Annotated in this window: 15 protein-coding genes, 3 tRNA genes, 3 rRNA genes and 1 pseudogene; 8 read left to right on the plus strand and 14 right to left on the minus strand. The window is 52.9% G+C overall.

Going from position 1 to position 24,561, the window contains the following annotated elements; genetic code table 11:
- Nucleotides 1-26 precede the first annotated feature (26 nt).
- On the plus strand, nucleotides 27-875 hold the full coding sequence (gene hdfR / locus ACFK9X_RS22885) for an HTH-type transcriptional regulator HdfR (protein WP_001541181.1): 849 nt from the start codon (nucleotides 27-29) through the stop codon (nucleotides 873-875).
- 102 nt (nucleotides 876-977) lie between these two features.
- Here hdfR and ACFK9X_RS22890 read toward each other — a convergent pair.
- The 6 genes from ACFK9X_RS22890 to ACFK9X_RS22915 all read right to left on the minus strand — a co-directional run bounded on the left by ACFK9X_RS22890 (nucleotide 978) and on the right by ACFK9X_RS22915 (nucleotide 6,308).
- Nucleotides 978-1,053: transfer RNA gene (locus tag ACFK9X_RS22890), tRNA-Trp, on the minus strand.
- A gap of 8 nt (nucleotides 1,054-1,061) precedes the next feature.
- Nucleotides 1,062-1,138: transfer RNA gene (locus ACFK9X_RS22895), tRNA-Asp, on the minus strand.
- A 54-nt stretch (nucleotides 1,139-1,192) separates the two neighbouring features.
- Nucleotides 1,193-1,308 (minus strand): 5S ribosomal RNA (gene rrf / locus ACFK9X_RS22900).
- 197 nt (nucleotides 1,309-1,505) lie between these two features.
- Nucleotides 1,506-4,412: ribosomal RNA gene (locus ACFK9X_RS22905) — 23S ribosomal RNA — on the minus strand.
- A gap of 193 nt (nucleotides 4,413-4,605) precedes the next feature.
- Nucleotides 4,606-4,681, minus strand: a tRNA-Glu gene (locus ACFK9X_RS22910).
- Between the two features lie 85 nt (nucleotides 4,682-4,766).
- A 16S ribosomal RNA gene (locus tag ACFK9X_RS22915) occupies nucleotides 4,767-6,308 on the minus strand.
- The 16S, 23S and 5S rRNA genes sit together here with 3 tRNA genes alongside, the layout of an rRNA operon.
- A 480-nt stretch (nucleotides 6,309-6,788) precedes the next feature.
- On the opposite strand from ACFK9X_RS22915, the gene ACFK9X_RS22920 reads away from it, so the two are divergent.
- Together ACFK9X_RS22920 and mdtD are read left to right on the plus strand one after the other, a co-directional pair.
- Nucleotides 6,789-7,493 (plus strand): FadR/GntR family transcriptional regulator, encoded by a 705-nt coding sequence (locus ACFK9X_RS22920; protein WP_001131144.1) that lies wholly within the window; start codon nucleotides 6,789-6,791, stop codon nucleotides 7,491-7,493.
- Between the two features lie 11 nt (nucleotides 7,494-7,504).
- Nucleotides 7,505-8,928: pseudogene (gene mdtD, locus ACFK9X_RS22925) on the plus strand (multidrug transporter subunit MdtD).
- On the opposite strand, the gene rbsR reads toward mdtD, so the two are convergent.
- The 7 genes from rbsR to kup all read right to left on the minus strand — a co-directional run bounded on the left by rbsR (nucleotide 8,894) and on the right by kup (nucleotide 16,841).
- Nucleotides 8,894-9,892, minus strand: a complete 999-nt coding sequence (gene rbsR / locus ACFK9X_RS22930) for a ribose operon transcriptional repressor RbsR (protein WP_151117836.1) — start codon at nucleotides 9,890-9,892, stop codon at nucleotides 8,894-8,896. The pseudogene mdtD and the gene rbsR sit on opposite strands and share 35 nt — an antisense overlap.
- A gap of 3 nt (nucleotides 9,893-9,895) precedes the next feature.
- Entirely contained in the window at nucleotides 9,896-10,825 is a 930-nt protein-coding gene (rbsK, locus tag ACFK9X_RS22935; RefSeq protein ID WP_000844730.1) for a ribokinase, read from the minus strand.
- 132 nt (nucleotides 10,826-10,957) lie between these two features.
- The gene (gene rbsB / locus ACFK9X_RS22940; protein WP_001056260.1) at nucleotides 10,958-11,848 is read right to left on the minus strand and encodes a ribose ABC transporter substrate-binding protein RbsB; all 891 of its coding nucleotides are present in this window, start codon (nucleotides 11,846-11,848) and stop codon (nucleotides 10,958-10,960) included.
- Between the two features lie 24 nt (nucleotides 11,849-11,872).
- The gene (gene rbsC / locus ACFK9X_RS22945) at nucleotides 11,873-12,838 is read right to left on the minus strand and encodes a ribose ABC transporter permease (protein WP_000211345.1); all 966 of its coding nucleotides are present in this window, start codon (nucleotides 12,836-12,838) and stop codon (nucleotides 11,873-11,875) included.
- Nucleotides 12,839-12,843: 5 nt separating this feature from the next.
- Nucleotides 12,844-14,349, minus strand: coding sequence for a ribose ABC transporter ATP-binding protein RbsA (gene rbsA / locus ACFK9X_RS22950; protein WP_000339366.1), 1,506 nt, complete (start codon nucleotides 14,347-14,349; stop codon nucleotides 12,844-12,846).
- 7 nt (nucleotides 14,350-14,356) lie between these two features.
- Entirely contained in the window at nucleotides 14,357-14,776 is a 420-nt protein-coding gene (rbsD, locus tag ACFK9X_RS22955; RefSeq protein ID WP_000715944.1) for a D-ribose pyranase, read from the minus strand.
- 196 nt (nucleotides 14,777-14,972) lie between these two features.
- Nucleotides 14,973-16,841, minus strand: a complete 1,869-nt coding sequence (gene kup / locus ACFK9X_RS22960; RefSeq protein ID WP_151117838.1) for a low affinity potassium transporter Kup — start codon at nucleotides 16,839-16,841, stop codon at nucleotides 14,973-14,975.
- A 347-nt stretch (nucleotides 16,842-17,188) separates the two neighbouring features.
- Between kup and ravA the strand changes: the two genes are divergently transcribed.
- Nucleotides 17,189-18,685 carry an ATPase RavA gene (ravA, locus tag ACFK9X_RS22965; RefSeq protein ID WP_151117840.1) on the plus strand — a complete coding sequence of 499 codons (1,497 nt, stop codon included), beginning with the start codon at nucleotides 17,189-17,191 and terminating at the stop codon, nucleotides 18,683-18,685.
- A complete protein-coding gene (gene viaA / locus ACFK9X_RS22970) occupies nucleotides 18,679-20,130 on the plus strand; it encodes an ATPase RavA stimulator ViaA (protein WP_000956588.1) in 1,452 nt (483 codons plus the stop codon). Before ravA ends, viaA begins: the two co-directional genes overlap by 7 nt.
- 4 nt (nucleotides 20,131-20,134) lie before the next feature.
- Here viaA and asnA read toward each other — a convergent pair whose 3' ends face one another.
- Nucleotides 20,135-21,127 carry an aspartate--ammonia ligase gene (asnA, locus tag ACFK9X_RS22975; protein ID WP_000845123.1) on the minus strand — a complete coding sequence of 331 codons (993 nt, stop codon included), beginning with the start codon at nucleotides 21,125-21,127 and terminating at the stop codon, nucleotides 20,135-20,137.
- Nucleotides 21,128-21,277: 150 nt separating this feature from the next.
- Between asnA and asnC the strand changes: the two genes are divergently transcribed.
- The 3 genes from asnC (at nucleotide 21,278) to mnmG (ending at nucleotide 24,537) form a co-directional block, all read left to right on the plus strand.
- The gene (asnC, locus tag ACFK9X_RS22980) at nucleotides 21,278-21,736 is read left to right on the plus strand and encodes a transcriptional regulator AsnC (protein WP_151117843.1); all 459 of its coding nucleotides are present in this window, start codon (nucleotides 21,278-21,280) and stop codon (nucleotides 21,734-21,736) included.
- 89 nt (nucleotides 21,737-21,825) lie between these two features.
- Nucleotides 21,826-22,269 carry an FMN-binding protein MioC gene (gene mioC / locus ACFK9X_RS22985; protein ID WP_000763722.1) on the plus strand — a complete coding sequence of 148 codons (444 nt, stop codon included), beginning with the start codon at nucleotides 21,826-21,828 and terminating at the stop codon, nucleotides 22,267-22,269.
- Nucleotides 22,270-22,647: 378 nt separating this feature from the next.
- The gene (mnmG, locus tag ACFK9X_RS22990; protein WP_000499872.1) at nucleotides 22,648-24,537 is read left to right on the plus strand and encodes a tRNA uridine-5-carboxymethylaminomethyl(34) synthesis enzyme MnmG; all 1,890 of its coding nucleotides are present in this window, start codon (nucleotides 22,648-22,650) and stop codon (nucleotides 24,535-24,537) included.
- Nucleotides 24,538-24,561: the final 24 nt, after the last annotated feature.

Below are 24,561 nucleotides of genomic sequence, written 5' to 3' on the forward strand. Positions count from 1 at the left end.
TTTAAATCATAACGACAAATAATTTTGTGGAGAGCACAGTGGATACGGAATTGTTAAAAACTTTCCTGGAAGTTAGCCGGACACGCCATTTCGGGCGGGCCGCAGAAGCACTTTACCTGACGCAATCCGCGGTGAGCTTTCGTATCAGGCAACTGGAGAATCAACTGGGCGTAAACCTTTTTACGCGGCACAGAAACAATATCCGTTTAACCACGGCTGGCGAAAAACTTTTACCGTATGCGGAAACGCTGATGAATACGTGGCAGGCGGCACGTAAAGAGGTGGCGCATACCTCACGCCATAACGAGTTTTCCATCGGCGCCAGCGCGTCTTTATGGGAGTGTATGCTTAACGCCTGGCTGGGGCGACTGTACCAACTACAGGAGCCGCAAAGCGGCCTGCAGTTCGAAGCCAGAATCGCTCAACGGCAATCGCTTGTGAAGCAACTTCATGAACGCCAGCTTGATCTCCTCATTACTACCGAAGCGCCCAAAATGGATGAGTTCAGCAGTCAGCTGTTAGGGCACTTCACTTTGGCGTTATATTGCAGCAGCCCTGCCCGTAAGAAATCAGAACTCAATTATCTGCGGCTGGAGTGGGGACCAGACTTCCAACAGCATGAAACAGGGCTGATCGCAGCAGATGAAGTGCCGGTATTAACAACCAGTTCAGCCGAACTCGCCCGACAGCAGCTTAGCGCATTAAATGGCTGTAGCTGGCTTCCTGTAAACTGGGCAAATGAAAAGGGCGGATTACATACCGTTGCCGACAGCGCAACGCTTTCACGGCCACTATACGCTATTTGGCTGCAAAACAGCGATAAATACTCGCTGATCTGCGATCTGTTAAAAACGGATGTGCTGGATGAACAATGAAAATGATGAAAAGAAAAAGAAGGGAACTTACGATTACCTGATCAGATAATCAGGTAATTTTAGGCAAAAAAAAAATCCTTAGCAGATGCTAAGGATTATTTCTGGCAGGGGCGGAGAGACTCGAACTCCCAACACCCGGTTTTGGAGACCGGTGCTCTACCAATTGAACTACGCCCCTAATTAGGGTGGCGGAACGGACGGGACTCGAACCCGCGACCCCCTGCGTGACAGGCAGGTATTCTAACCAACTGAACTACCGCTCCACCGAATTCTTTTACAACCACTGATTTTTACATCAGTTTACTGATTAATTTGATGCCTGGCAGTTCCCTACTCTCGCATGGGGAGACCCCACACTACCATCGGCGCTACGGCGTTTCACTTCTGAGTTCGGCATGGGGTCAGGTGGGACCACCGCGCTAGTGCCGCCAGGCAAATTCTTTTGTGCTCTGTACGCAATTCTTTATCGCATCAGCGGCGTTGCCTGCGCTCGTAAAGTCAGTCACATACTTCTGTATGCTCCTTCCTTTCCTTCGCTTGCCGCCTTGCTGCTGCGCAAATTATTGCGTACTCAACTCTGAATCTGAGCTGAAAATCGTCTCTCATCCGCCAAAACATCTTCGGCGTTGTAAGGTTAAGCCTCACGGTTCATTAGTACCGGTTAGCTCAACGCATCGCTGCGCTTACACACCCGGCCTATCAACGTCGTCGTCTTCAACGTTCCTTCAGGAGACTTAAAGTCTCAGGGAGAACTCATCTCGGGGCAAGTTTCGTGCTTAGATGCTTTCAGCACTTATCTCTTCCGCATTTAGCTACCGGGCAGTGCCATTGGCATGACAACCCGAACACCAGTGATGCGTCCACTCCGGTCCTCTCGTACTAGGAGCAGCCCCCCTCAGTTCTCCAGCGCCCACGGCAGATAGGGACCGAACTGTCTCACGACGTTCTAAACCCAGCTCGCGTACCACTTTAAATGGCGAACAGCCATACCCTTGGGACCTACTTCAGCCCCAGGATGTGATGAGCCGACATCGAGGTGCCAAACACCGCCGTCGATATGAACTCTTGGGCGGTATCAGCCTGTTATCCCCGGAGTACCTTTTATCCGTTGAGCGATGGCCCTTCCATTCAGAACCACCGGATCACTATGACCTGCTTTCGCACCTGCTCGCGCCGTCACGCTCGCAGTCAAGCTGGCTTATGCCATTGCACTAACCTCCTGATGTCCGACCAGGATTAGCCAACCTTCGTGCTCCTCCGTTACTCTTTAGGAGGAGACCGCCCCAGTCAAACTACCCACCAGACACTGTCCGCAACCCGGATCACGGGTCCACGTTAGAACATCAAACATTAAAGGGTGGTATTTCAAGGTCGGCTCCACGCAGACTGGCGTCCACGCTTCAAAGCCTCCCACCTATCCTACACATCAAGGCTCAATGTTCAGTGTCAAGCTATAGTAAAGGTTCACGGGGTCTTTCCGTCTTGCCGCGGGTACACTGCATCTTCACAGCGAGTTCAATTTCACTGAGTCTCGGGTGGAGACAGCCTGGCCATCATTACGCCATTCGTGCAGGTCGGAACTTACCCGACAAGGAATTTCGCTACCTTAGGACCGTTATAGTTACGGCCGCCGTTTACCGGGGCTTCGATCAGGAGCTTCGCTTGCGCTGACCCCATCAATTAACCTTCCGGCACCGGGCAGGCGTCACACCGTATACGTCCACTTTCGTGTTTGCACAGTGCTGTGTTTTTAATAAACAGTTGCAGCCAGCTGGTATCTTCGACTGACTTCAGCTCCGTGAGTAAATCACTTCACCTACGTGTCAGCGTGCCTTCTCCCGAAGTTACGGCACCATTTTGCCTAGTTCCTTCACCCGAGTTCTCTCAAGCGCCTTGGTATTCTCTACCTGACCACCTGTGTCGGTTTGGGGTACGATTTGATGTTACCTGATGCTTAGAGGCTTTTCCTGGAAGCAGGGCATTTGTTGCTTCAGCACCGTAGTGCCTCGTCGTCACGCCTCAGTGTTAAAGTGAACCGGATTTACCTGGAACACACACCTACACGCTTAAACCGGGACAACCGTCGCCCGGCCAACATAGCCTTCTCCGTCCCCCCTTCGCAGTAACACCAAGTACGGGAATATTAACCCGTTTCCCATCGACTACGCCTTTCGGCCTCGCCTTAGGGGTCGACTCACCCTGCCCCGATTAACGTTGGACAGGAACCCTTGGTCTTCCGGCGAGCGGGCTTTTCACCCGCTTTATCGTTACTTATGTCAGCATTCGCACTTCTGATACCTCCAGCATGCCTCACGACACACCTTCACAGGCTTACAGAACGCTCCCCTACCCAACAACACATAGTGTCGCTGCCGCAGCTTCGGTGCATGGTTTAGCCCCGTTACATCTTCCGCGCAGGCCGACTCGACCAGTGAGCTATTACGCTTTCTTTAAATGATGGCTGCTTCTAAGCCAACATCCTGGCTGTCTGGGCCTTCCCACATCGTTTCCCACTTAACCATGACTTTGGGACCTTAGCTGGCGGTCTGGGTTGTTTCCCTCTTCACGACGGACGTTAGCACCCGCCGTGTGTCTCCCGTGATAACATTCTCCGGTATTCGCAGTTTGCATCGGGTTGGTAAGCCGGGATGGCCCCCTAGCCGAAACAGTGCTCTACCCCCGGAGATGAATTCACGAGGCGCTACCTAAATAGCTTTCGGGGAGAACCAGCTATCTCCCGGTTTGATTGGCCTTTCACCCCCAGCCACAGGTCATCCGCTAATTTTTCAACATTAGTCGGTTCGGTCCTCCAGTTAGTGTTACCCAACCTTCAACCTGCCCATGGCTAGATCACCGGGTTTCGGGTCTATACCCTGCAACTTAACGCCCGGTTAAGACTCGGTTTCCCTGCGGCTCCCCTATTCGGTTAACCTTGCTACAGAATATAAGTCGCTGACCCATTATACAAAAGGTACGCAGTCACACAGGTAAACCTGTGCTCCCACTGCTTGTACGTACACGGTTTCAGGTTCTTTTTCACTCCCCTCGCCGGGGTTCTTTTCGCCTTTCCCTCACGGTACTGGTTCACTATCGGTCAGTCAGGAGTATTTAGCCTTGGAGGATGGTCCCCCCATATTCAGACAGGATACCACGTGTCCCGCCCTACTCATCGAGCTCACAGCACATGCGCTTTTGTGTACGGGGCTGTCACCCTGTATCGCGCGCCTTTCCAGACGCTTCCACTAACACACATGCTGATTCAGGCTCTGGGCTCCTCCCCGTTCGCTCGCCGCTACTGGGGGAATCTCGGTTGATTTCTTTTCCTCGGGGTACTTAGATGTTTCAGTTCCCCCGGTTCGCCTCATTAACCTATGGATTCAGTTAATGATAGTGTGACGAGTCACACTGGGTTTCCCCATTCGGGTATCGCCGGTTATAACGGTTCATATCACCTTACCGGCGCTTATCGCAGATTAGCACGCCCTTCATCGCCTCTGACTGCCAGGGCATCCACCGTGTACGCTTAGTCGCTTAACCTCACAACCCGAAGATGTTTCTCGCGATTCATCATCGTGTTGCGAAAATTTGAGAGACTCACGAACAACTTTCGTTGTTCTGTGTTTCAATTTTCAGCTTGATCCAGATTTTTAAAGAGCAAATATCTCAAACGTGACTCGTAAGTCAGTTTTGAGATATTAAGGCAGGTGACTTTCACTCACAAACCAGCAAGTGGCGTCCCCTAGGGGATTCGAACCCCTGTTACCGCCGTGAAAGGGCGGTGTCCTGGGCCTCTAGACGAAGGGGACGTATCAGTCTGCTTCGCAAGACGCCTTGCTATTTACTTTTCATCAGACAATCTGTGTGAGCACTGCAAAGTACGCATCTTTAAGGTAAGGAGGTGATCCAACCGCAGGTTCCCCTACGGTTACCTTGTTACGACTTCACCCCAGTCATGAATCACAAAGTGGTAAGCGCCCTCCCGAAGGTTAAGCTACCTACTTCTTTTGCAACCCACTCCCATGGTGTGACGGGCGGTGTGTACAAGGCCCGGGAACGTATTCACCGTGGCATTCTGATCCACGATTACTAGCGATTCCGACTTCATGGAGTCGAGTTGCAGACTCCAATCCGGACTACGACGCACTTTATGAGGTCCGCTTGCTCTCGCGAGGTCGCTTCTCTTTGTATGCGCCATTGTAGCACGTGTGTAGCCCTGGTCGTAAGGGCCATGATGACTTGACGTCATCCCCACCTTCCTCCAGTTTATCACTGGCAGTCTCCTTTGAGTTCCCGGCCTAACCGCTGGCAACAAAGGATAAGGGTTGCGCTCGTTGCGGGACTTAACCCAACATTTCACAACACGAGCTGACGACAGCCATGCAGCACCTGTCTCACAGTTCCCGAAGGCACCAATCCATCTCTGGAAAGTTCTGTGGATGTCAAGACCAGGTAAGGTTCTTCGCGTTGCATCGAATTAAACCACATGCTCCACCGCTTGTGCGGGCCCCCGTCAATTCATTTGAGTTTTAACCTTGCGGCCGTACTCCCCAGGCGGTCTACTTAACGCGTTAGCTCCGGAAGCCACGCCTCAAGGGCACAACCTCCAAGTAGACATCGTTTACGGCGTGGACTACCAGGGTATCTAATCCTGTTTGCTCCCCACGCTTTCGCACCTGAGCGTCAGTCTTTGTCCAGGGGGCCGCCTTCGCCACCGGTATTCCTCCAGATCTCTACGCATTTCACCGCTACACCTGGAATTCTACCCCCCTCTACAAGACTCAAGCCTGCCAGTTTCGAATGCAGTTCCCAGGTTGAGCCCGGGGATTTCACATCCGACTTGACAGACCGCCTGCGTGCGCTTTACGCCCAGTAATTCCGATTAACGCTTGCACCCTCCGTATTACCGCGGCTGCTGGCACGGAGTTAGCCGGTGCTTCTTCTGCGGGTAACGTCAATTGCTGCGGTTATTAACCACAACACCTTCCTCCCCGCTGAAAGTACTTTACAACCCGAAGGCCTTCTTCATACACGCGGCATGGCTGCATCAGGCTTGCGCCCATTGTGCAATATTCCCCACTGCTGCCTCCCGTAGGAGTCTGGACCGTGTCTCAGTTCCAGTGTGGCTGGTCATCCTCTCAGACCAGCTAGGGATCGTCGCCTTGGTGAGCCGTTACCTCACCAACTAGCTAATCCCATCTGGGCACATCTGATGGCAAGAGGCCCGAAGGTCCCCCTCTTTGGTCTTGCGACGTTATGCGGTATTAGCCACCGTTTCCAGTAGTTATCCCCCTCCATCAGGCAGTTTCCCAGACATTACTCACCCGTCCGCCACTCGTCAGCGAAGCAGCAAGCTGCTTCCTGTTACCGTTCGACTTGCATGTGTTAGGCCTGCCGCCAGCGTTCAATCTGAGCCATGATCAAACTCTTCAATTTAAAAGTTTGATGCTCAATGAATTAAACTTCGTAATGAATTACGTGTTCACTCTTGAGACTTGGTATTCATTTTTCGTCTTGCGACGTCAAGAATCCGTATCTTCGAGTGCCCACACAGATTGTCTGATAAATTGTTAAAGAGCAGTGCCGCTTCGCTTTTTCTCAGCGGCGCGGGGTGTGCATATTACGCTTTCCCGCTTCAGAGTCAAGCGTTTATTTTCGCTTTTCTCCGTGAGGTTCTGGTCTGAACCCCGCTGACCCGGCGGCCTGTGTGCCGTTGTTCCGTGTCAGTGGTGGCGCATTATAGGGAGTTATTTCTGCCTGACAAGAGGAAATTTAAAATAATTTTCTGAGTGTCTCTTTTTTCATCAATGGCGTGCTTAACGTGCCATAAAATAAGCAAATTGCCGTTATTGCAACTGCAATCACACTTCCAGGTGGCATACTAATAACCAAACGAAAGAGAAAGGAAGAACATTCATGCCTTTAAGCGCACAACAATTAGCCGCACAGAAAAATCTATCCTATGTTCTGGCTGAAAAGCTGGCGCAGCGGATATTAAAGGGTGACTACGCCCCCGGTACGATTCTTCCCGGCGAAATAGAACTGGGCGAGCAGTACGGCGTAAGTCGAACGGCAGTTCGCGAAGCGGTGAAAACGTTGACGGCTAAAGGTATGGTGCTACCCCGTCCGCGCATTGGTACGCGGGTGATGCCGCAGGGAAACTGGAACTTTCTGGATCAAGAGCTGCTGACCTGGTGGATGACGGAAGAAAATTTTCATCAGGTGGTAGATCATTTTCTGGTGATGCGTATTAGCCTGGAGCCGCAAGCCTGCCTGCTGGCGGCGACTCTTGGCACACCGGAGCAGAAAGCGCGGCTTAATGCCTTAATGGAAGAGATGGTCGCGCTGAAAAAGCATTTTAAGCGTGAACGCTGGATTGAAGTGGATATGGCGTGGCACGAGCATATCTACGAAATGAGCGCCAATCCCTTTCTAATCTCTTTTGCTACGCTATTTCATTCGGTTTATCACACTTACTTTACCTCAATCACCTATAACGAGGTGGTAAAGCTGGATTTGCACCAGGCCATTGTTGATGCCATCGCTGATGGCGACGGCGAACGCGCTTTCCAGGCCTGCCAGGCGTTGTTAATAGCGCCCAATGAGAGACCAGATAATTAACAGGATATTGAATGACCAGCAAAAAAGCGCGCAGTATGGCTGGCCTGCCGTGGATCGCGGCGATGGCCTTCTTTATGCAGGCGCTAGACGCCACCATTTTGAATACCGCTTTACCGGCTATTGCGCATAGTCTTAACCGTTCCCCACTCGCCATGCAGTCCGCTATTATCAGTTATACCCTGACAGTAGCCATGTTAATTCCGGTAAGCGGCTGGCTGACCGCTTCGGTACGCGTCGCGTCTTTATGGTTGCCGTAAGTCTGTTTACGTTAGGCTCGCTGGCCTGCGCGCTCTCCAGTTCACTATCTGAATTGGTTATTTTTCGCGTCGTACAAGGCGTCGGCGGAGCGATGATGATGCCAGTGGCGCGACTGGCGTTATTGCGAGCCTATCCGCGTAGTGAGCTGCTGCCCGTTCTTAACTTTGTCACTATGCCGGGGCTGGTAGGTCCGATTCTGGGGCCGGTATTAGGCGGCGTACTGGTGACCTGGGCAAGCTGGCACTGGATCTTCCTGATTAATATTCCCATTGGGGTTGCAGGCATTCTGTATGCCCGCAAATATATGCCCAACTTCACCACGCCGCGTCGCAAGTTTGACATGACCGGCTTCTTTCTTTTTGGATTAAGTCTGGTTTTATTTTCCAGCGGAATGGAACTGTTTGGCGAAAAGATTGTGGCGACATGGATCGCATCCGCCATTATTTTTTGCAGTATCGTTCTACTATTGGCCTATATCCGCCACGCCCGCCGTCATCCGACACCGTTAATATCACTATCGCTGTTTAAGACACGCACATTTTCCGTCGGTATTGCCGGCAACCTCGCCACGCGTCTGGGGACAGGCTGCGTACCTTTTTTGATGCCGTTAATGCTACAGGTTGGTTTTGGCTACCCGGCTCTGATCGCCGGCTGCATGATGGCGCCGACAGCTTTGGGTTCTATTATCGCGAAATCGACCGTAACGCAGGTTTTGCGACGTTTGGGATACCGGAAGACTCTGGTCGGCATTACGGTATTTATCGGTCTGATGATTGCCCAGTTTTCGTTTCAATCTCCCGCCATGCCGATCTGGATGCTCGTGCTGCCGCTATTCATTCTTGGAATGGCGATGTCCACTCAATTTACGGCAATGAATACGATTACTCTTGCGGATCTGACAGACGATAACGCCAGCAGCGGCAACAACGTTCTGGCGGTTACGCAGCAATTGTCTATCAGTTTAGGCGTGGCGATCAGCGCGGCGGTGTTACGTATTTATGAAGGTTTTGCGGGCACCAGTACCGTGGAACAGTTCCACTATACCTTTATCACGATGGGGGCGATCACTATCGTGTCCGCGCTGATGTTTATGCTGCTAAGAGCCAAAGACGGCAACAATCTGATTAAAGAACGGCATAAATCTAAACCGACCCACGCACCGTCAAAACCGGAGTAAGCTGAAGTCGCTGTTGTTGCAAGGCGGGCTGCGCCATCCGATGAATCAACACATCAATAGCCAGCTCGCCCAATTCATCTTTCGGCTGATGGATAGTCGTCAGCGGCGGCGTCATATAGCGCGCCAGCTCAATATCATCATAGCCAATGACTGCCATATCCTGCGGAATACGAAGCCCCGCCTGATATAGCGCCTGATAGGCGCCGACAGCCATCGCATCGTTTCCGGTAAAAACCGCTTGCGGTCGCTGTTGATGGGCGAGTAACGCCTGCATGGCGTCAAAGCCGCCGCCAAATTCAAAATCGCCGGTGATCTCATAGCCTTGCGGAATAGCCAGCCCTGCGCGTTTCATCGCCGCCCGATACCCTTCCAGCCGCAAACGCGCTGGCGTTTTGTCCAGCGGGCCGGTAATACAGGATATTCGGGTAAATCCTTTATCGATAAGGTGTTGGGTGGCAAGATCGCCGCCTAACAACGAATTATCCTGAATGAGATCGCTATCGCCCTCACCATCAAACGGCGACCAGTCCATCATGACGGTAGGAATAGACGGATAACGCTCCATGATTTCACGAGAAGGCTGATGCGTTTCGGTACACAGCAGCAGTAAACCGTCTACCCGTTTTTGCATCAGCGTCTCCAGGTTGCGGTTCATCCGTTGCTCGTCGCCTTCGGTATTGCACAGCACCAGACTATAACCGCGCTCAAAACAGCTTCGCTCAACGCCGCGCACCAGTTCGGAATAAAAAGGGTTGGTACTGGCGGTAATTAGCATACCAATCGTGCGGGTCTGGTTTAACTTGAGGCTTCGCGCCAGCGCAGAAGGCGCATAGTTAAGCGATTTAATCGCCGCTTCAACTTTTTCGGTTATCGTCTCACTCACAAAGCGATCTTTGTTAATAACGTGAGAGACCGTCGATGTAGAGACTCCCGCCAGGCGGGCAACATCTTTCATAGTAGCCAAGCGTTACCCCTGCTGATGTAAAAACGCTTCTATCTCTTCGCGCCACGGAACGGAAGGTTGCGCGCCTTTACGCGTTACGGCAATCGCGGCGGCGGCATGGGCAAAGCGAATCGCTTCCGGCAACGGCGTCTCCTCCAGTATCGCGGTGATAAAGGCGCCGTTAAACGTATCTCCGGCGGCAATGGTATCGACAGCCTCAACGCTAAATCCAGGAACGCGGCGGCCCTCGCCGTTTACGCTGGCCCAGACGCCACGGCTTCCTAAGGTAATTAATACGGTTCGAATGCCTTTATCATGCAAAACCTGCGCAGCTTTCGCGGCATCGTCGTCATTTTCCACACGCACGCCCGTCAGCTTTTCAGCTTCCGTTTCATTTGGCGTGATGATGTCCACCAGCGCCAGCAGTTCATCCGGTAGCTCACGGGCAGGCGCCGGGTTAAGCGCAACAGTAGTATGATGTTGATGGGCGATTTTCGCCGCCGCCAGTACGCTTTCCAGCGGCGATTCCAGCTGCATCAGTAACGCATCCGCCTGCGCGATACGTTCACGTTGCGCATCAACCAACGCCGGCGATAATGCGGCATTCGCTCCGGCATGAATACCGATGACGTTCTCGCCTTCGCCGTTAACGAAAATCAGCGCCACCCCGGTAGACTCGCCTTTAATAACGCTAACTGGCGCGATATCAATACGATCGCTGACTAATTGTTTACGAATACTGTCGCCAATATCGTCATCGCCCGTGCAGGCGATAAACGCAATATTTGCCCCGCTACGTCCCGCAGCAACCGCCTGATTCGCGCCTTTCCCGCCAAACGCGACCTGATAATGGCTACCGGTTACCGTTTCACCCGGGGTAGGGAAGGACTCAAGATTAAGGATATGATCGGCATTAATGCTGCCAAGGACGATGAGATTACCTGCGGTTTTCATATTCGGGGTTCCACGTCAAAGTGCGCCACCGGTTAGGGTGGCGCGTGCCCTGCTTTTCTTTTTTTACGTTCACCTCAGCGGAGGCTCGCGTATTTCTGTCGCCATCAGGCCATAGTTGACCCGTGTCGTTTATTACTGCTTGATGACCAGTTTCAGGTCAACCGGATATTTGGCCTGAACTTTTTCGCCTTTCAGCACCTTATCCGCCACTTCAACGCCTTTGGCGCCGATTTGATCCGGTAACTGAGCGATAGTCGCTGCCAGTTTGCCATCTTTTACGGCCTTTTCGCCATCCGGCGTACCGTCAAATCCAACCACCATCACATCTGCTTTACCGGCAGTTTGCAGCGCGCGCAGTGCGCCCAGCGCCATTTCATCGTTCTGGGCGAAGACAGCCTGAACATCCGGATGCGCGGTCAGCAGGTTCTGCATGACGTTCAGACCCTTAGTACGGTCGAAATCGGCAGGCTGGCTGGCCAGGACATTAAATTTGTGAGCGGCTACCGCCTGCTGGAAACCTTCGCCACGCTCACGCGCCGCAGATGTTCCGGCAATGCCTTGCAACTCAATCACTTTGGCGCCTTCGCCAGCTTTTTTCGCGATATAGTCGCCAGCGATCTTACCGCCCAGCACGTTATCAGACGCGATATGGCTGACGACATCACCTTTGGTTGCCTGGCGGTCAAGCGTGATAACCGGAATCTTCGCCTGGTTAGCCATCTTCACCGCGTTACCCACCGCATCGGAGTCAGTCGGGTTGATCAGCAGAATTTTGGTCCCGCGAACGGTTAAATCCTGCACGTTCGCCAGCTCTTTGGCAGGGTTGTTCTGGGAGTCCAGCACCACCAGGTTATAACCCAGTTTATCCGCCTCTTTTTGCGCCCCGTCTTTTAACGACACGAAGAAGGGATTATTGAGGGTAGAGATCACCAGCGCAATGGTGTCCTTCGCCATTGCATTCGCGCTCACGGTGGCGCTCAGCGCAACAGCAGATACCAGGGTAGCCAGTTTTTTCATGTTCATATTTCAGATGTCCTGTAGTCGTTGTTACTGCTTTTTGTTGTCTACCAGTACCGCCAGCAAAATCACCACCGCTTTGACGATCATCTGGTAATAGGAGGAAACACCTAACAAATTCAAACCATTATTAAGGAAGCCGAGAATCAATGCGCCGATCAATGTCCCAACAATGCGTCCTTTACCGCCTGCAAGGCTGGTGCCGCCCAGCACCACGGCGGCAATAGCATCCAGCTCATAGCCGGTACCCGCCGTCGGCTGCGCGGAAGAGAGGCGCGCCACTTCAATGATGCCCGCCAGCGACGCTGTCAGGCCGCAAAGTGAATAGACGATAATTTTCACTTTGCTCACGCTAATGCCAGACAGGCGCGTCGCCGCTTCGTTACCGCCCAGCGCGTAGATATAGCGTCCCAGACGGGTGTGATGCAGCATATACCAGGCGGCGATAAAGACGATAGCCATGATCCAGACCGGCGTAGGAACGCCCAACGGACGGCCGATACCGAACCAGCCAAACAGATCGGCGTTATCGGTAAAGCCGGTGTTGACCGGACTACCGTCGGTGTAAACCATCGTCACGCCGCGCAGTAGCAGCATCATCACCAGCGTAGCGATAAACGCCTGTACGCGGCCTTTCGCGACGATAACACCAGTGACGGCGCCAATCGCAGCGCCCAGCGCCAGCGCGGCGGCAACCGCGACCAGCGCATTCACTTCAACGCCGACGATTGAAGCGGCAACCGCGCCGGTGAGCGCCAGCAGGGAACCGACGGACAGATCGATCCCCGATGTCAGAATCACCAACGTCATCCCCACCGCCATAATGGCGTTGACGGAGGTCTGTTGAAGAATATTGAACAGATTATTAACGGTAAAAAAGTTGGGGCTCAACGTCGAAACAATCGCGATCAACACCAGCAGGGCAATGAGCGACTTCTGCTCAAGAAGCCACGCTTTAGTGAAATAACGGCGACCAGAAACAGCCTGGGTTGTCATCTTTTTTACTCCTGATTCACGCGATTAAGCTTGCCCACTGCGGCAGCCATTAACACTTCCTGGGTGGCCTGCTCGCGAGTAAATTCACCGCTGAGATGCCCTTCATGCATGACGATGATGCGATCGCTCATGCCTAATACTTCTGGCATCTCAGATGAGACCAGAATGATGCTCAGGCCGTCGGCCTTAAACTGGTTGATAAGCTGATAAATCTCTTTCTTGGCGCCGACGTCCACGCCGCGGGTCGGCTCGTCGAGAATGAGCACTTTCGGGCGCGTCATCAACCCGCGGGCAATCGCCACTTTTTGCTGATTACCACCGGAAAGCAGGCCTATCGCCTGTTCCATTGACGGCGTCTTGACGTTGAACAGACGGATAAAATCCCCCACCGCCTGCTGCTCATCTTTGTGTTTCAGGCTTCCGCCAGCGCGGCTGAAATAATCCAGCGCCGTCAGCGACATATTCTCTTTAACTGACATGCCGAGCACCAGTCCATCGCGCTTACGGTCTTCAGAGATATAAACGATGCCATTGGCCAGCCCGTCCTGCGGAGAACGCGTCACCACTTCGTGTCCATCGAGCGTCACGTAACCGCTGGTTCGCGGCATCGCGCCGTACAATACTTTCATCAGCTCGGTGCGACCGGCGCCCATCAGGCCGGAAATGCCAAGAATCTCGCCTTTTCGCAGCACAAAAGAGACATCATTCACGCCCGGTCCGCACAGATTATCGACCTTCAGGCGAATCTCACCCGGCGCGTTATCCAGATGCGGGTACTGATCTTCCAGCTTACGTCCCACCATCATTTCGATAAGAGAATCTTCGGTCAACGTGGCCACTTCACGCTCGGCGATAAATTGCCCATCGCGGAAGACCGTCACGTCATCGCAAATTTCGAAGATCTCTTTCATACGGTGGGAGATATAGACAATGCCGCGCCCCTGCGATTTTAATTCGCGGATAACGCGGAACAGAGAGTCGGTTTCAGTGTCGGTCAGCGCATCGGTCGGTTCATCCATAATGATGACTTTGGATTCGAAGCTCAGCACTTTAGCGATTTCCACCATTTGCTGATCGCCGATAGAGAGTTCGCCCACCAGCTTATCGCTCTTAAAGCGCAGATTGAGTTTGGCTAAGAGCTGGTCGGCTTCGGCATACATCTTTTTCCAGTCGATTTTGCCAAAGCGATTCACAAACTCACGGCCCAGGAAGATATTTTCCGCAATGGTCAACTGCGGAATCAGGTTCAGTTCCTGATGAATAATGCCGATCCCGGCTTCCTGAGACGATTTAGGCCCATTAAAGGTGGTCTCTTTACCCAGCCATAACAACGATCCCGCATCTCGCGTATAGATGCCGGTTAATACTTTCATCATGGTGGATTTTCCGGCGCCGTTTTCCCCCACCAGCGCCATAACGCGGCCAGGATAAACGTTTAACGCGGCGCCGGAGAGAGCCTTCACGCCGGGGAACGCTTTATCGATCCCTTTGAGTTGCAGTAATGCGTCCATAGCGGCCTCAGAAAGTGACGCCAGCGCAAAGAATGACGTTCGCATACGGGGAACACTCCCCGCTGCGAATCACCGCCTGACTGTCTGCAGTCAATTTTTTGAATTGTTCGTGTGTCGTATAACTAATTTTTATGGTGTTTCCCTGGTGTTGCTGCAGTTGCTCAAGGTGAGTGAGCAACGTTTCGTGGAGCTGCGGATTCTGTTGTTTGATTTCCGTTGCAAGAATCGCCGCCTCAACCTGCATTTCCCGGGTCACGACATCCACCACCTGCATAAAAGAAGGTACGCCCTGGGTTAGTGCCATATCGATACGCGCGGTGCTATTCGGGATGGGTAAACCCGCATCACAGACTACCAGAGTATCAGTATGCCCCAGACGGGAAATGACCGACGAGATTTCAGAGTTGAGTACGGTGCCTTTCTTCATTTTTCTGCTCCACTAGCGAAACGTTTCGCTGGCCGCAGTGTAACCCCGGATGTGTTCATAAAACCATCATGACGTAACAGAATTGTGATCGCCGTCGAAACGTTTCGCTAGCGGAAATCAGGCGATTATCTTGTGGGAATCTACGGATTGGCCAGGCCGGGTAAGCCAACGCGGCCCCCGGCATGTTGATGGGAGGTTAAATCTCGACCTGCGTACCTAACTCAATCACGCGGTTAGGCGGGATCTCGAACTGATCCGGCGCGCGCAGGGCATTGCGTTGCAACAACAAATACAGCTTGCCACGCAGACGCAAATACCACGGGCGTTTGCCGACAATCAACGACTCGTGCGACATAAAGAACGACGTTTCCATCATCCGACAGCTAAGGCCTTCCAGACCGCAGCGGTGGAACACCTCTTCAACGTTTGGCGTTTCGCGCCAGCCGTAGCTGGCCACCACGCGCCAGAATGTCGGAGACAACTGCTCAATCTTCACCCGGCGAACGTTATGCACATAAGGCGCATCTTCCGTACGCAACGTCAGTAAGATTACGCGCTCATGCAACACTTTGTTGTGCTTCAGGTTATGCAATAAAGCAAAAGGGATCACACTGAGCGCGCGCGACATGTATACGGCAGTACCCGGCACCCGAACCGGCGGTGATTTCTCCAGTGAAGCAATCATCGCTTCCAGCGAATTACCGTGTTCATGCATACGACGCAACAGACGGAAACGCTCGCTCTTCCAGGTGGTCATGATCGTGAACATGATCAGGCCCAGGCTCAGCGGCAGCCAACCACCGGACAACAATTTATCGAGGTTAGCCGAGAACAGCGGGATATCCACGCACAGGAACGCGATGAGGATCAGCGCGACAAAATATTTGTTCCAGTGCCAGTTCTTACGCGCCACGGTCGTAGAAAGAATAGACGTCAGCACCATCGTGCCGGTCACGGCGATACCATAGGCCGCCGCCAGGTTGCTGGAGTGCTCAAAGCTAACAATAACAACCACGACCGCGAAATAAAGCAGCCAGTTAACGAAAGGGATATAGATCTGACCGGACTCCATCTCGGAGGTATGGATAATGCGCATTGGCGACAAATAGCCAAGACGCACGGCCTGACGCGTCAGCGAAAAGACGCCAGAAATAACCGCCTGGGAGGCGATCACTGTCGCCAGCGCGGCCAGAATCAGCAGCGGAATTAACGCCCAGTCCGGCGCCAACAGGAAGAAGGGGTTTTTAATCGCTTCCGGATGCTTAAGTAGCAATGCGCCCTGACCAAAGTAGTTCAGTACTAACGACGGCAATACCACGGTAAACCACGCCAGGCGAATCGGGAACTTACCGAAGTGTCCCATATCGGCGTACAACGCCTCTACGCCGGTAATCGACAGCACCACCGCGCCCAACGCAATAAATGATACGGTTTTATATTCAAGGAAAAAACGTACCGCCCAGACAGGATTCAGCGCATGTAACACTTCGGGATTGGCGATAATACTGCGCAGGCCAAGTACCGCCAGGATTAAAAACCAGGTCAGCATGATCGGCGCAAAGAGTTTTCCTACCATTCCCGTACCGTGCTTCTGAATCATAAACAACAGAGTCAGCACAATAATGGAGAGCGGGACAATCCAGGTATCCAGCTGCGGCGCGACAATCTCCAGGCCTTCAATCGCCGACATCACCGAAATCGCCGGCGTAATCACCACTTCGCCATAGAAAAAGCTGCCGCCTATCAGTCCCATGATAACTAACATGGATGTGGTGCGCGCCGAGGTATTACGCCCGGCAAGCGACATCAGTGTCAAAATTCCACCTTCACCCGCGTTATCGGCGCGCATCACGAAGGTGAGATATTTGATGGAAACCACAAAGATGAGTAGCCAGAAGATCAGCGACAGAAAACCAAACACGGCATCTCGTTCAACGCCAAAACCAAACTGACCGGACAAACATTCACGAAGCGTATAAAGCGGGCTGGTACCAATATCACCGTAGACAACCCCAATAGCTGCGAGGGTAATCGCAGGCAACGATTGCTTATTATCAGTGCTCATAGACTCATCTTTCGTTTATACACGTCACCCTTCACACTACCTCCTTGTCGGCTGCATTCGCTTACCCCAGTCACACGTTTAAGTCAGTGCCAGGGGATTCACTCCTTTGCCGCCTTGATGTAGTTTGAATGAATGAGTGTATAGATATGAAATGTGTGCTTAGTCCCTTGGCCCACAAAAAAGCGCACAGTATGCACGATTAATCATAAAATCGTACCCCTAAATGAAGCCAGATTAACCTGGCTCAAAGAAAAATAAACAGCGCGTCAGACGATTACAGCCCCGGTGGTGAAACGTCTATACTCGCAATTAGCATGATCCATTTGTCGAAAGGACGCCTCTTTATTATGGCTCACCCACATTTATTAGCGGAAAGAATTTCCCGTCTGAGCAGCGCCCTTGAGAAGGGGCTGTATGAACGTAGTCATGCCATACGCCTTTGCCTACTGGCGGCGTTAAGCGGTGAGAGCGTCTTTTTGTTGGGCCCGCCCGGTATCGCCAAGAGTCTGATTGCCCGCCGCCTGAAGTTTGCTTTCCAGCGCGCCCGCGCTTTTGAATATCTGATGACACGCTTTTCCACGCCGGAAGAGGTGTTTGGCCCGCTCTCTATTCAGGCGCTGAAAGATGAAGGTCGCTATGAACGCTTAACGACCGGCTACCTTCCCGAAGCCGAAATCGTTTTTCTGGATGAAATCTGGAAAGCCGGGCCCGCTATCCTGAACACATTGCTGACCGCCATTAACGAACGCCATTTCCGCAACGGCGCATTTGAGGAAAAAATTCCGATGCGGCTGCTGGTGGCGGCCTCTAACGAACTGCCCGAAGCGGACAGCAGCCTGGAAGCCTTGTACGACCGAATGTTGATTCGCCTGTGGCTGGATAAAGTTCAGGATAAAGCCAATTTCCGCTCCATGCTGGTTAGTCAGCAGGATGAGAGTGATAACCCGGTCCCCGCCTCGTTACAGGTTAGCGACGAAGAATATCAACAGTGGCAAAAAGATATCGGCACGATTTCACTCCCTGATCCGGTCTTTGAGCTGATATTTACTCTGCGCCAACAGCTGGATAATTTGCCGAATGCGCCTTATGTCTCCGACCGTCGCTGGAAGAAAGCCATCCGCCTGTTACAGGCCAGCGCCTTCTTTAGCGGACGCGACGCGGTTGCGCCGATTGACCTTATCCTGCTAAAAGATTGCTTGTGGTATGACGCGCAGAGTCTGAATCTCATGCAACAGCAACTGGAAATATTGATGACCGGACACGCCTGGCAGCAGCAGGCCATGCTGACTCGCCTCGGCGGTATCGTCCAGCGCCGCCTCCAGTTGCAGCAACAGCAAAGCGATAAAACCGCCTTCACCGTCATTAAAGAAGGCGGTATGTTCAGCCGCCGCCCGCATTACACTTTACCGCCGGAAGCCAGTGCATCAACGTTGACGTTATTGCTACAAAAACCGCTAAAACTGCATGATATGGAAGTGATCCATATTACTTTTGACCGCAGCGCGCTGGAACTTTGGCTGACCAAAGGCGGCGAGATCCGCGGCAAACTGAACGGGATCGGCTTTGCCCAAACGTTGAATATGGAAGTCGATAACGCTCAACATCTGGTGGTGCGCGACATCAGTCTACAAGGTACCCGTCTGGCGTTACCGGGAACGGCTGAAGACAGTATGCCTGCGGAGATCAAACAGCAGCTGGAAACGTTAGAAAACGACTGGCGCCAGCAGCATACCCGCTTCAGCGAACAGCAACATTGCCTGTTTATTCACAGCGACTGGTTAGGGCGCATTGAGGCCAGCCTGCAGGATGTAGGAGAACAGATCCGCCAGGCGAAACAATGCTGACGCTGGATACGCTAAATACCATGCTGGCCGTCAGCGAAGAGGGAATGGTCGAAGAGATGATCCTCGCGCTACTGGCTTCCCCACAACTGGTCATTTTCTTTGAAAAGTTTCCGCGTTTAAAAAACGCCGTGACCGCCGATCTCCCGCGCTGGCGGGAAGCGCTACGCAGCCGTCTTAAAGACGCACGCGTTCCGCCGGAACTCACGGAAGAGGTCATGTGTTATCAGCAAAGCCAACTTCTCTCTACCCCACAGTTCATCGTGCAACTGCCGCAAATACTGGCGTTGCTTCACCGCCTGCATTCACCGTATGCCGCGCAGGCGAAGCAGTTGACGGAGAGCAACAGTACCTTTACCCCTGCGCTACACACGCTTTTTTTGCAACGCTGGCGGTTAAGTCTGGTCGTGCAGGCCACCACGTTAAATCAGCAACTACTGGAAGAAGAGCGCGAGCAGTTGCTGAGTGACGTTCAGGAACGGATGACGCTGAGCGGGCAACTGGAACCGACGCTGGCGGAAAATGATAATGCCGCAGGCCGCCTGTGGGATATGAGCGCGGGCCAGCTTAAACGTGGTGATTATCAACTGATCGTAAAATACGGCGAATTTCTCGCCGCCCAGCCGGAGCTAATGCAACTGGCGGAACAACTGGGACGTTCGCGGGAAGCCAAATCGGTACCGAAAAAAGACGCGCCGATGGAAACCTTTCGTACACTGGTACGCGAACCCGCAACGGTGCCGGAGCAGGTTGACGGTATTCAGCAAGGCGATGATATTCTGCGCCTGTTGCCGCCAGAGCTGGCGACGCTCGGCATCACCGAGCTGGAATATGAATTTTACCGCCGGTTAGTGGAAAAACAGCTCCTCACCTATCGCCTGCATGGCGAAGCGTGGCGTGAGAAAGTGACCGAACGGCCGGTAGTACACCAGGATGTCGACGAGCAGCCGCGCGGACCGTTTATTGTCTGCGTCGATACTTCAGGCTCGATGGGAGGATTTAACGAGCAGTGCGCAAAAGCGTTCTGCCTGGCGTTGATGCGCGTTGCGCTGGCGGATAACCGCCGCTGCTTTATTATGCTGTTTTCCACTGACGTTGTGCGCTATGAACTCTCCGGCCCGGAAGGTATCGAGCAGGCCATCCGCTTTTTAAGTCAACGTTTTCGCGGCGGCACGGATATCGCCAGCTGTTTTCGCGCCATTATTGAAAGAATGCAGGGACGGGAATGGTTTGATGCCGATGCGGTGGTCATTTCGGATTTTATCGCCCAGCGCTTGCCGGATGACGTGGTGAGCAAAGTGGGAGAGTTGCAGCGTCTTCACCAGCATCGATTCCATGCGGTGGCGATGTCGGCGCACGGCAAACCCGGCATCATGCGCATTTTCGATCATATCTGGCGCTTTGACACCGGGATGCGAAGCCGCCTGCTGAGACGCTGGCGGCGCTAACGGCTTATAAAATAGCAGGAATGCTTTCGCGAACCTGCGCGGGCCATACGCCGCACTGTACCTGACCAATATGCGGCAATTGCAGCAGCAACATCGTCAGACGCGACTGCCCAATCCCGCCGCCGATGGTCTGCGGCATTTCGCCGCGCAGCAGCGCCTGATGCCACTCCAGTTGCAGACGATCTTCATCACCGGTCAACGCCAGCTGGCGCATCAGCGTATCGGCATCTACGCGAATACCCATAGAGGAAAGCTCAAACGCATCTTCCAGCACCGGGTTCCACACCAAGATATCGCCGTTCAGACCGGCGTAGCCCAGCTCAGATGCGGAGCTCCAGTCATCATAATCCGGCGCGCGTACATCATGGCGGTGGCCATCGCTCAGTTTACCGCCGATCCCCACCAGAAAAACGGCGCCAAGTTCTTTGGCGATCGCGCGTTCGCGCCCTTTCGCATCCAGATCCGGATAGCGAGACAACAGCTCCTGGCTGTGAACAAACTGAATTTGCTCTGGCAGGAACGGCGCCAGACCAAACTGTTTATGCACTTCTGCTTCCGTCGCCTTAATTCCAGCCCATATAGCCTCTACTGTGCTTTTCAGGGTGGAAAATTGGCGCTCGCCATCGCCCATGACACGCTCCCAGTCCCACTGATCCACATAGACCGAGTGGAGCGGAGAGAGTCGGTCTTCATCGGGGCGAAGGGCTTTCATGTGCGTGTACAGCCCTTCGCCCGCGCTGAAGTCATGTTGCCCCAGGGTTTGACGTTTCCACTTCGCCAGTGAATGCACCACTTCGAACTGGGCGTCAGGCAACGCTTTCACTTTTACCTGCACCGCTTTTTCACAGCCGGACAAATTATCCTGCGTACCATCCCCTACGCGACTCAGGATCGGCGCCTGGACCTCAATCAGACCCAGACGCTCCTCCAGCTGGCGAGAGAAATGTGATTTCACGAAGCTAATTTGACGTTGTTTGGCAATGTAAGCGGTTTTCATTTTTTTACTCCTGCGTCCTGTTGCCTATGATTAAGCAACAAAACGAGAGCACTATTCAATAATCAACAGATAAAAAGCTAACTTCGGTTTTGATTCGTTAAAAATAATGGCTAAAATAGAGATAATCATTAATCTGCATAAGAAAAAGCGATGGAAAATTATCAGATCGACAATCTGGACCGCGGCATCCTTGACGCCTTAATGGGAAATGCCCGCACCGCCTACTCCGAACTGGCCAAACAATTTGGCGTTAGCCCTGGAACCATTCACGTTCGCGTCGAGAAAATGAAGCAGGCCGGGATCATTACGGGCGCACGGATTGACGTCAGCCCTAAACAGCTGGGCTACGATGTGGGCTGCTTTATTGGCATCATCCTCAAAAGCGCCAAAGACTATCCCTCCGCACTGGCCCGGCTGGAAAGCCTGGATGAGGTGACGGAAGCGTATTACACCACCGGTCACTACAGCATCTTTATAAAAGTGATGTGCAAATCAATCGACGCGCTTCAGCACGTACTTATCAACAAGATCCAAACAATTGATGAAATTCAGTCCACTGAGACACTGATCGTCTTGCAGAACCCGATCATGCGCACCATCAAGCCATGATCGGCTTTTTTAATCCCACATTTTTCCACAGGTAGATCCCAGCTCGTTCACAGAGTACAATGCAGCCTCTTTACCTGAGCGAGCGATCAATGGCAGACATTACTCTTATCAGCGGCAGCACCCTGGGCGGCGCCGAATACGTCGCGGAACATCTGGCGGAAAAGCTGGAAGCTGCCGGTTTTTCAACCGAAACGGTGCACGGTCCGTTATTAGAGGATCTGTCAACTTCCGGGATCTGGCTGATAATCAGCTCAACGCACGGCGCCGGAGACATTCCGGACAACCTGACCCCTTTCTATGAAGACCTTCAGACGCAGAAACCCGATCTTTCCGCGGTACGTTTCGGCGCAATTGGCATTGGCAGTCGAGAATACGACACGTTTTGCGGCGCGATTGAGAAAATAGAAGCGGAACTGAAAGGCGCTGGCGCAAAACAGGTTGGGGAAACACTGAAGATCAACATCCTTGAGCATGAGATTCCGGAAGATCCAGCGGAGATTTGGCTCGGATCCTGGATTAATTTACTCAAATAAGTGTAAATATCGTGCGATCCATTGTGGATAAATCTGGTGGAAAGCTTGGATCAACCGGTAGTTATCCAAAGAATAACCGTTGTTCACTTTTTGAGTTGTGTATAAGTACCCGTTTTGATCCCAGCTTATACGGGCCACGATCACCGATCATTCACAGCTAGTGATCCTTTCCAATGCATTGATCTTTATTACAGGATCCGGGTTATCCACAGCCTGGCGCGATCCTAATAAGAGATCACAATAGAACAGATCTCTAAATAAAAAGATCTTCTTTTTAATAGCCCGGATCCCGGGGCTTTCTCCATCGGCTAAAGTTGAGTAGAATCCACCGCCCGGGCTTCAATCCATTTTCACACCGCGTTATGCGAGGCAATTACCATGTTTTATCAGGATCCTTTTGACGTCATTATTATTGGCGGGGGTCATGCAGGCACTGAGGCCGCGATGGCCGCAGCGCGTATGGGTCAACAGACTCTGCTTTTGACACACAATATTGACACGTTGGGACAGATGAGCTGCAACCCGGCGATCGGCGGTATTGGAAAGGGACATCTGGTAAAAGAGGTGGATGCGCTCGGCGGTCTGATGGCGAAAGCGATCGATCAGGCAGGTATTCAGTTTAGGATACTAAACGCCAGCAAAGGTCCGGCCGTTCGCGCTACCCGGGCTCAGGCGGATCGAGTCTTATATCGCCAGGCGGTGCGTACCGCGCTGGAGAATCAGCCGAATCTGATGATCTTCCAGCAAGCTGTTGAAGATCTGATTGTCGAAAACGATCGAGTTGTCGGCGCCGTGACCCAAATGGGGCTCAAATTCCGCGCGAAAGCGGTGGTACTGACCGTCGGAACCTTCCTGGATGGCAAAATTCATATTGGTCTGGATAACTACAGCGGCGGTCGTGCTGGCGATCCGCCATCCATCCCGCTGTCTCGCCGTCTGCGTGAGCTTCCGCTACGCGTCAGCCGCCTGAAAACCGGCACACCGCCGCGTATTGATGCGCGTACTATCGATTTCAGCGTGTTGGCTCAACAGCATGGCGATAACCCGATGCCGGTTTTCTCGTTTATGGGGAATGCTTCTCAGCATCCGCAACAGGTGCCGTGTTACATCACGCATACCAATGAGAAAACCCATGACGTGATTCGTAATAACCTCGATCGTAGCCCAATGTACGCTGGCGTGATCGAAGGGATCGGCCCACGCTACTGTCCTTCGATCGAAGACAAGGTGATGCGTTTTGCCGATCGTAACCAGCATCAGATCTTCCTTGAGCCGGAAGGACTGACCTCTAACGAGATTTACCCTAACGGTATCTCCACCAGCCTGCCGTTTGACGTGCAGATGCAGATTGTCCGTTCCATGCAGGGTATGGAGAACGCGAAGATCGTTCGCCCTGGTTACGCGATTGAGTACGATTTCTTCGACCCGCGCGATCTGAAACCGACTCTGGAAAGTAAATTTATTCACGGCCTGTTCTTTGCTGGTCAAATCAACGGTACTACCGGCTATGAAGAGGCTGCGGCGCAGGGCTTGCTCGCTGGTCTGAATGCCGCGCGTCTTTCCGCCGACAAAGAGGGCTGGGCGCCTGCGCGTTCTCAGGCTTATCTCGGCGTGCTGGTGGACGATCTCTGTACGCTGGGCACCAAAGAGCCGTATCGCATGTTTACCTCCCGTGCCGAATATCGTCTGATGCTACGTGAGGACAATGCCGATCTGCGTCTGACTGAAATGGGCCGCGAGCTGGGTCTGGTGGATGATGAACGCTGGGCGCGCTTCAACGAGAAGCTGGAAAATATCGAACGCGAACGTCAGCGGCTGAAATCGACATGGGTAACGCCGTCTGCGGAATCCGCCGATGAAGTGAATGCGCATTTGACCACGCCTCTCTCCCGTGAGGCCAGCGGCGAAGATCTGTTGCGTCGTCCGGAAATGACCTACGCGCAGCTCACTTCGCTTGCCGCATTCGCGCCTGCGCTTGAAGATGAGCAAGCCGCTGAGCAGGTGGAAATCCAGGTCAAATACGAAGGCTATATCGCTCGCCAGCAGGATGAGATTGAAAAACAACTACGTAACGAGAATACGTTGCTACCTGCCACGCTGGATTATCGTCAGGTTTCCGGTCTGTCGAACGAAGTTATCGCCAAGCTGAACGATCATAAACCGGCGTCTATCGGCCAGGCATCGCGTATCTCCGGCGTTACGCCAGCGGCAATCTCCATTCTGCTGGTATGGCTGAAAAAACAAGGTATGCTGCGTCGTAGCGCTTGATAACACTAATTTGGCGGGGGCGCT

Source organism: Salmonella sp. WC3, from assembly GCF_042932255.1.
Classification (GTDB): domain Bacteria; phylum Pseudomonadota; class Gammaproteobacteria; order Enterobacterales; family Enterobacteriaceae; genus Salmonella; species Salmonella enterica.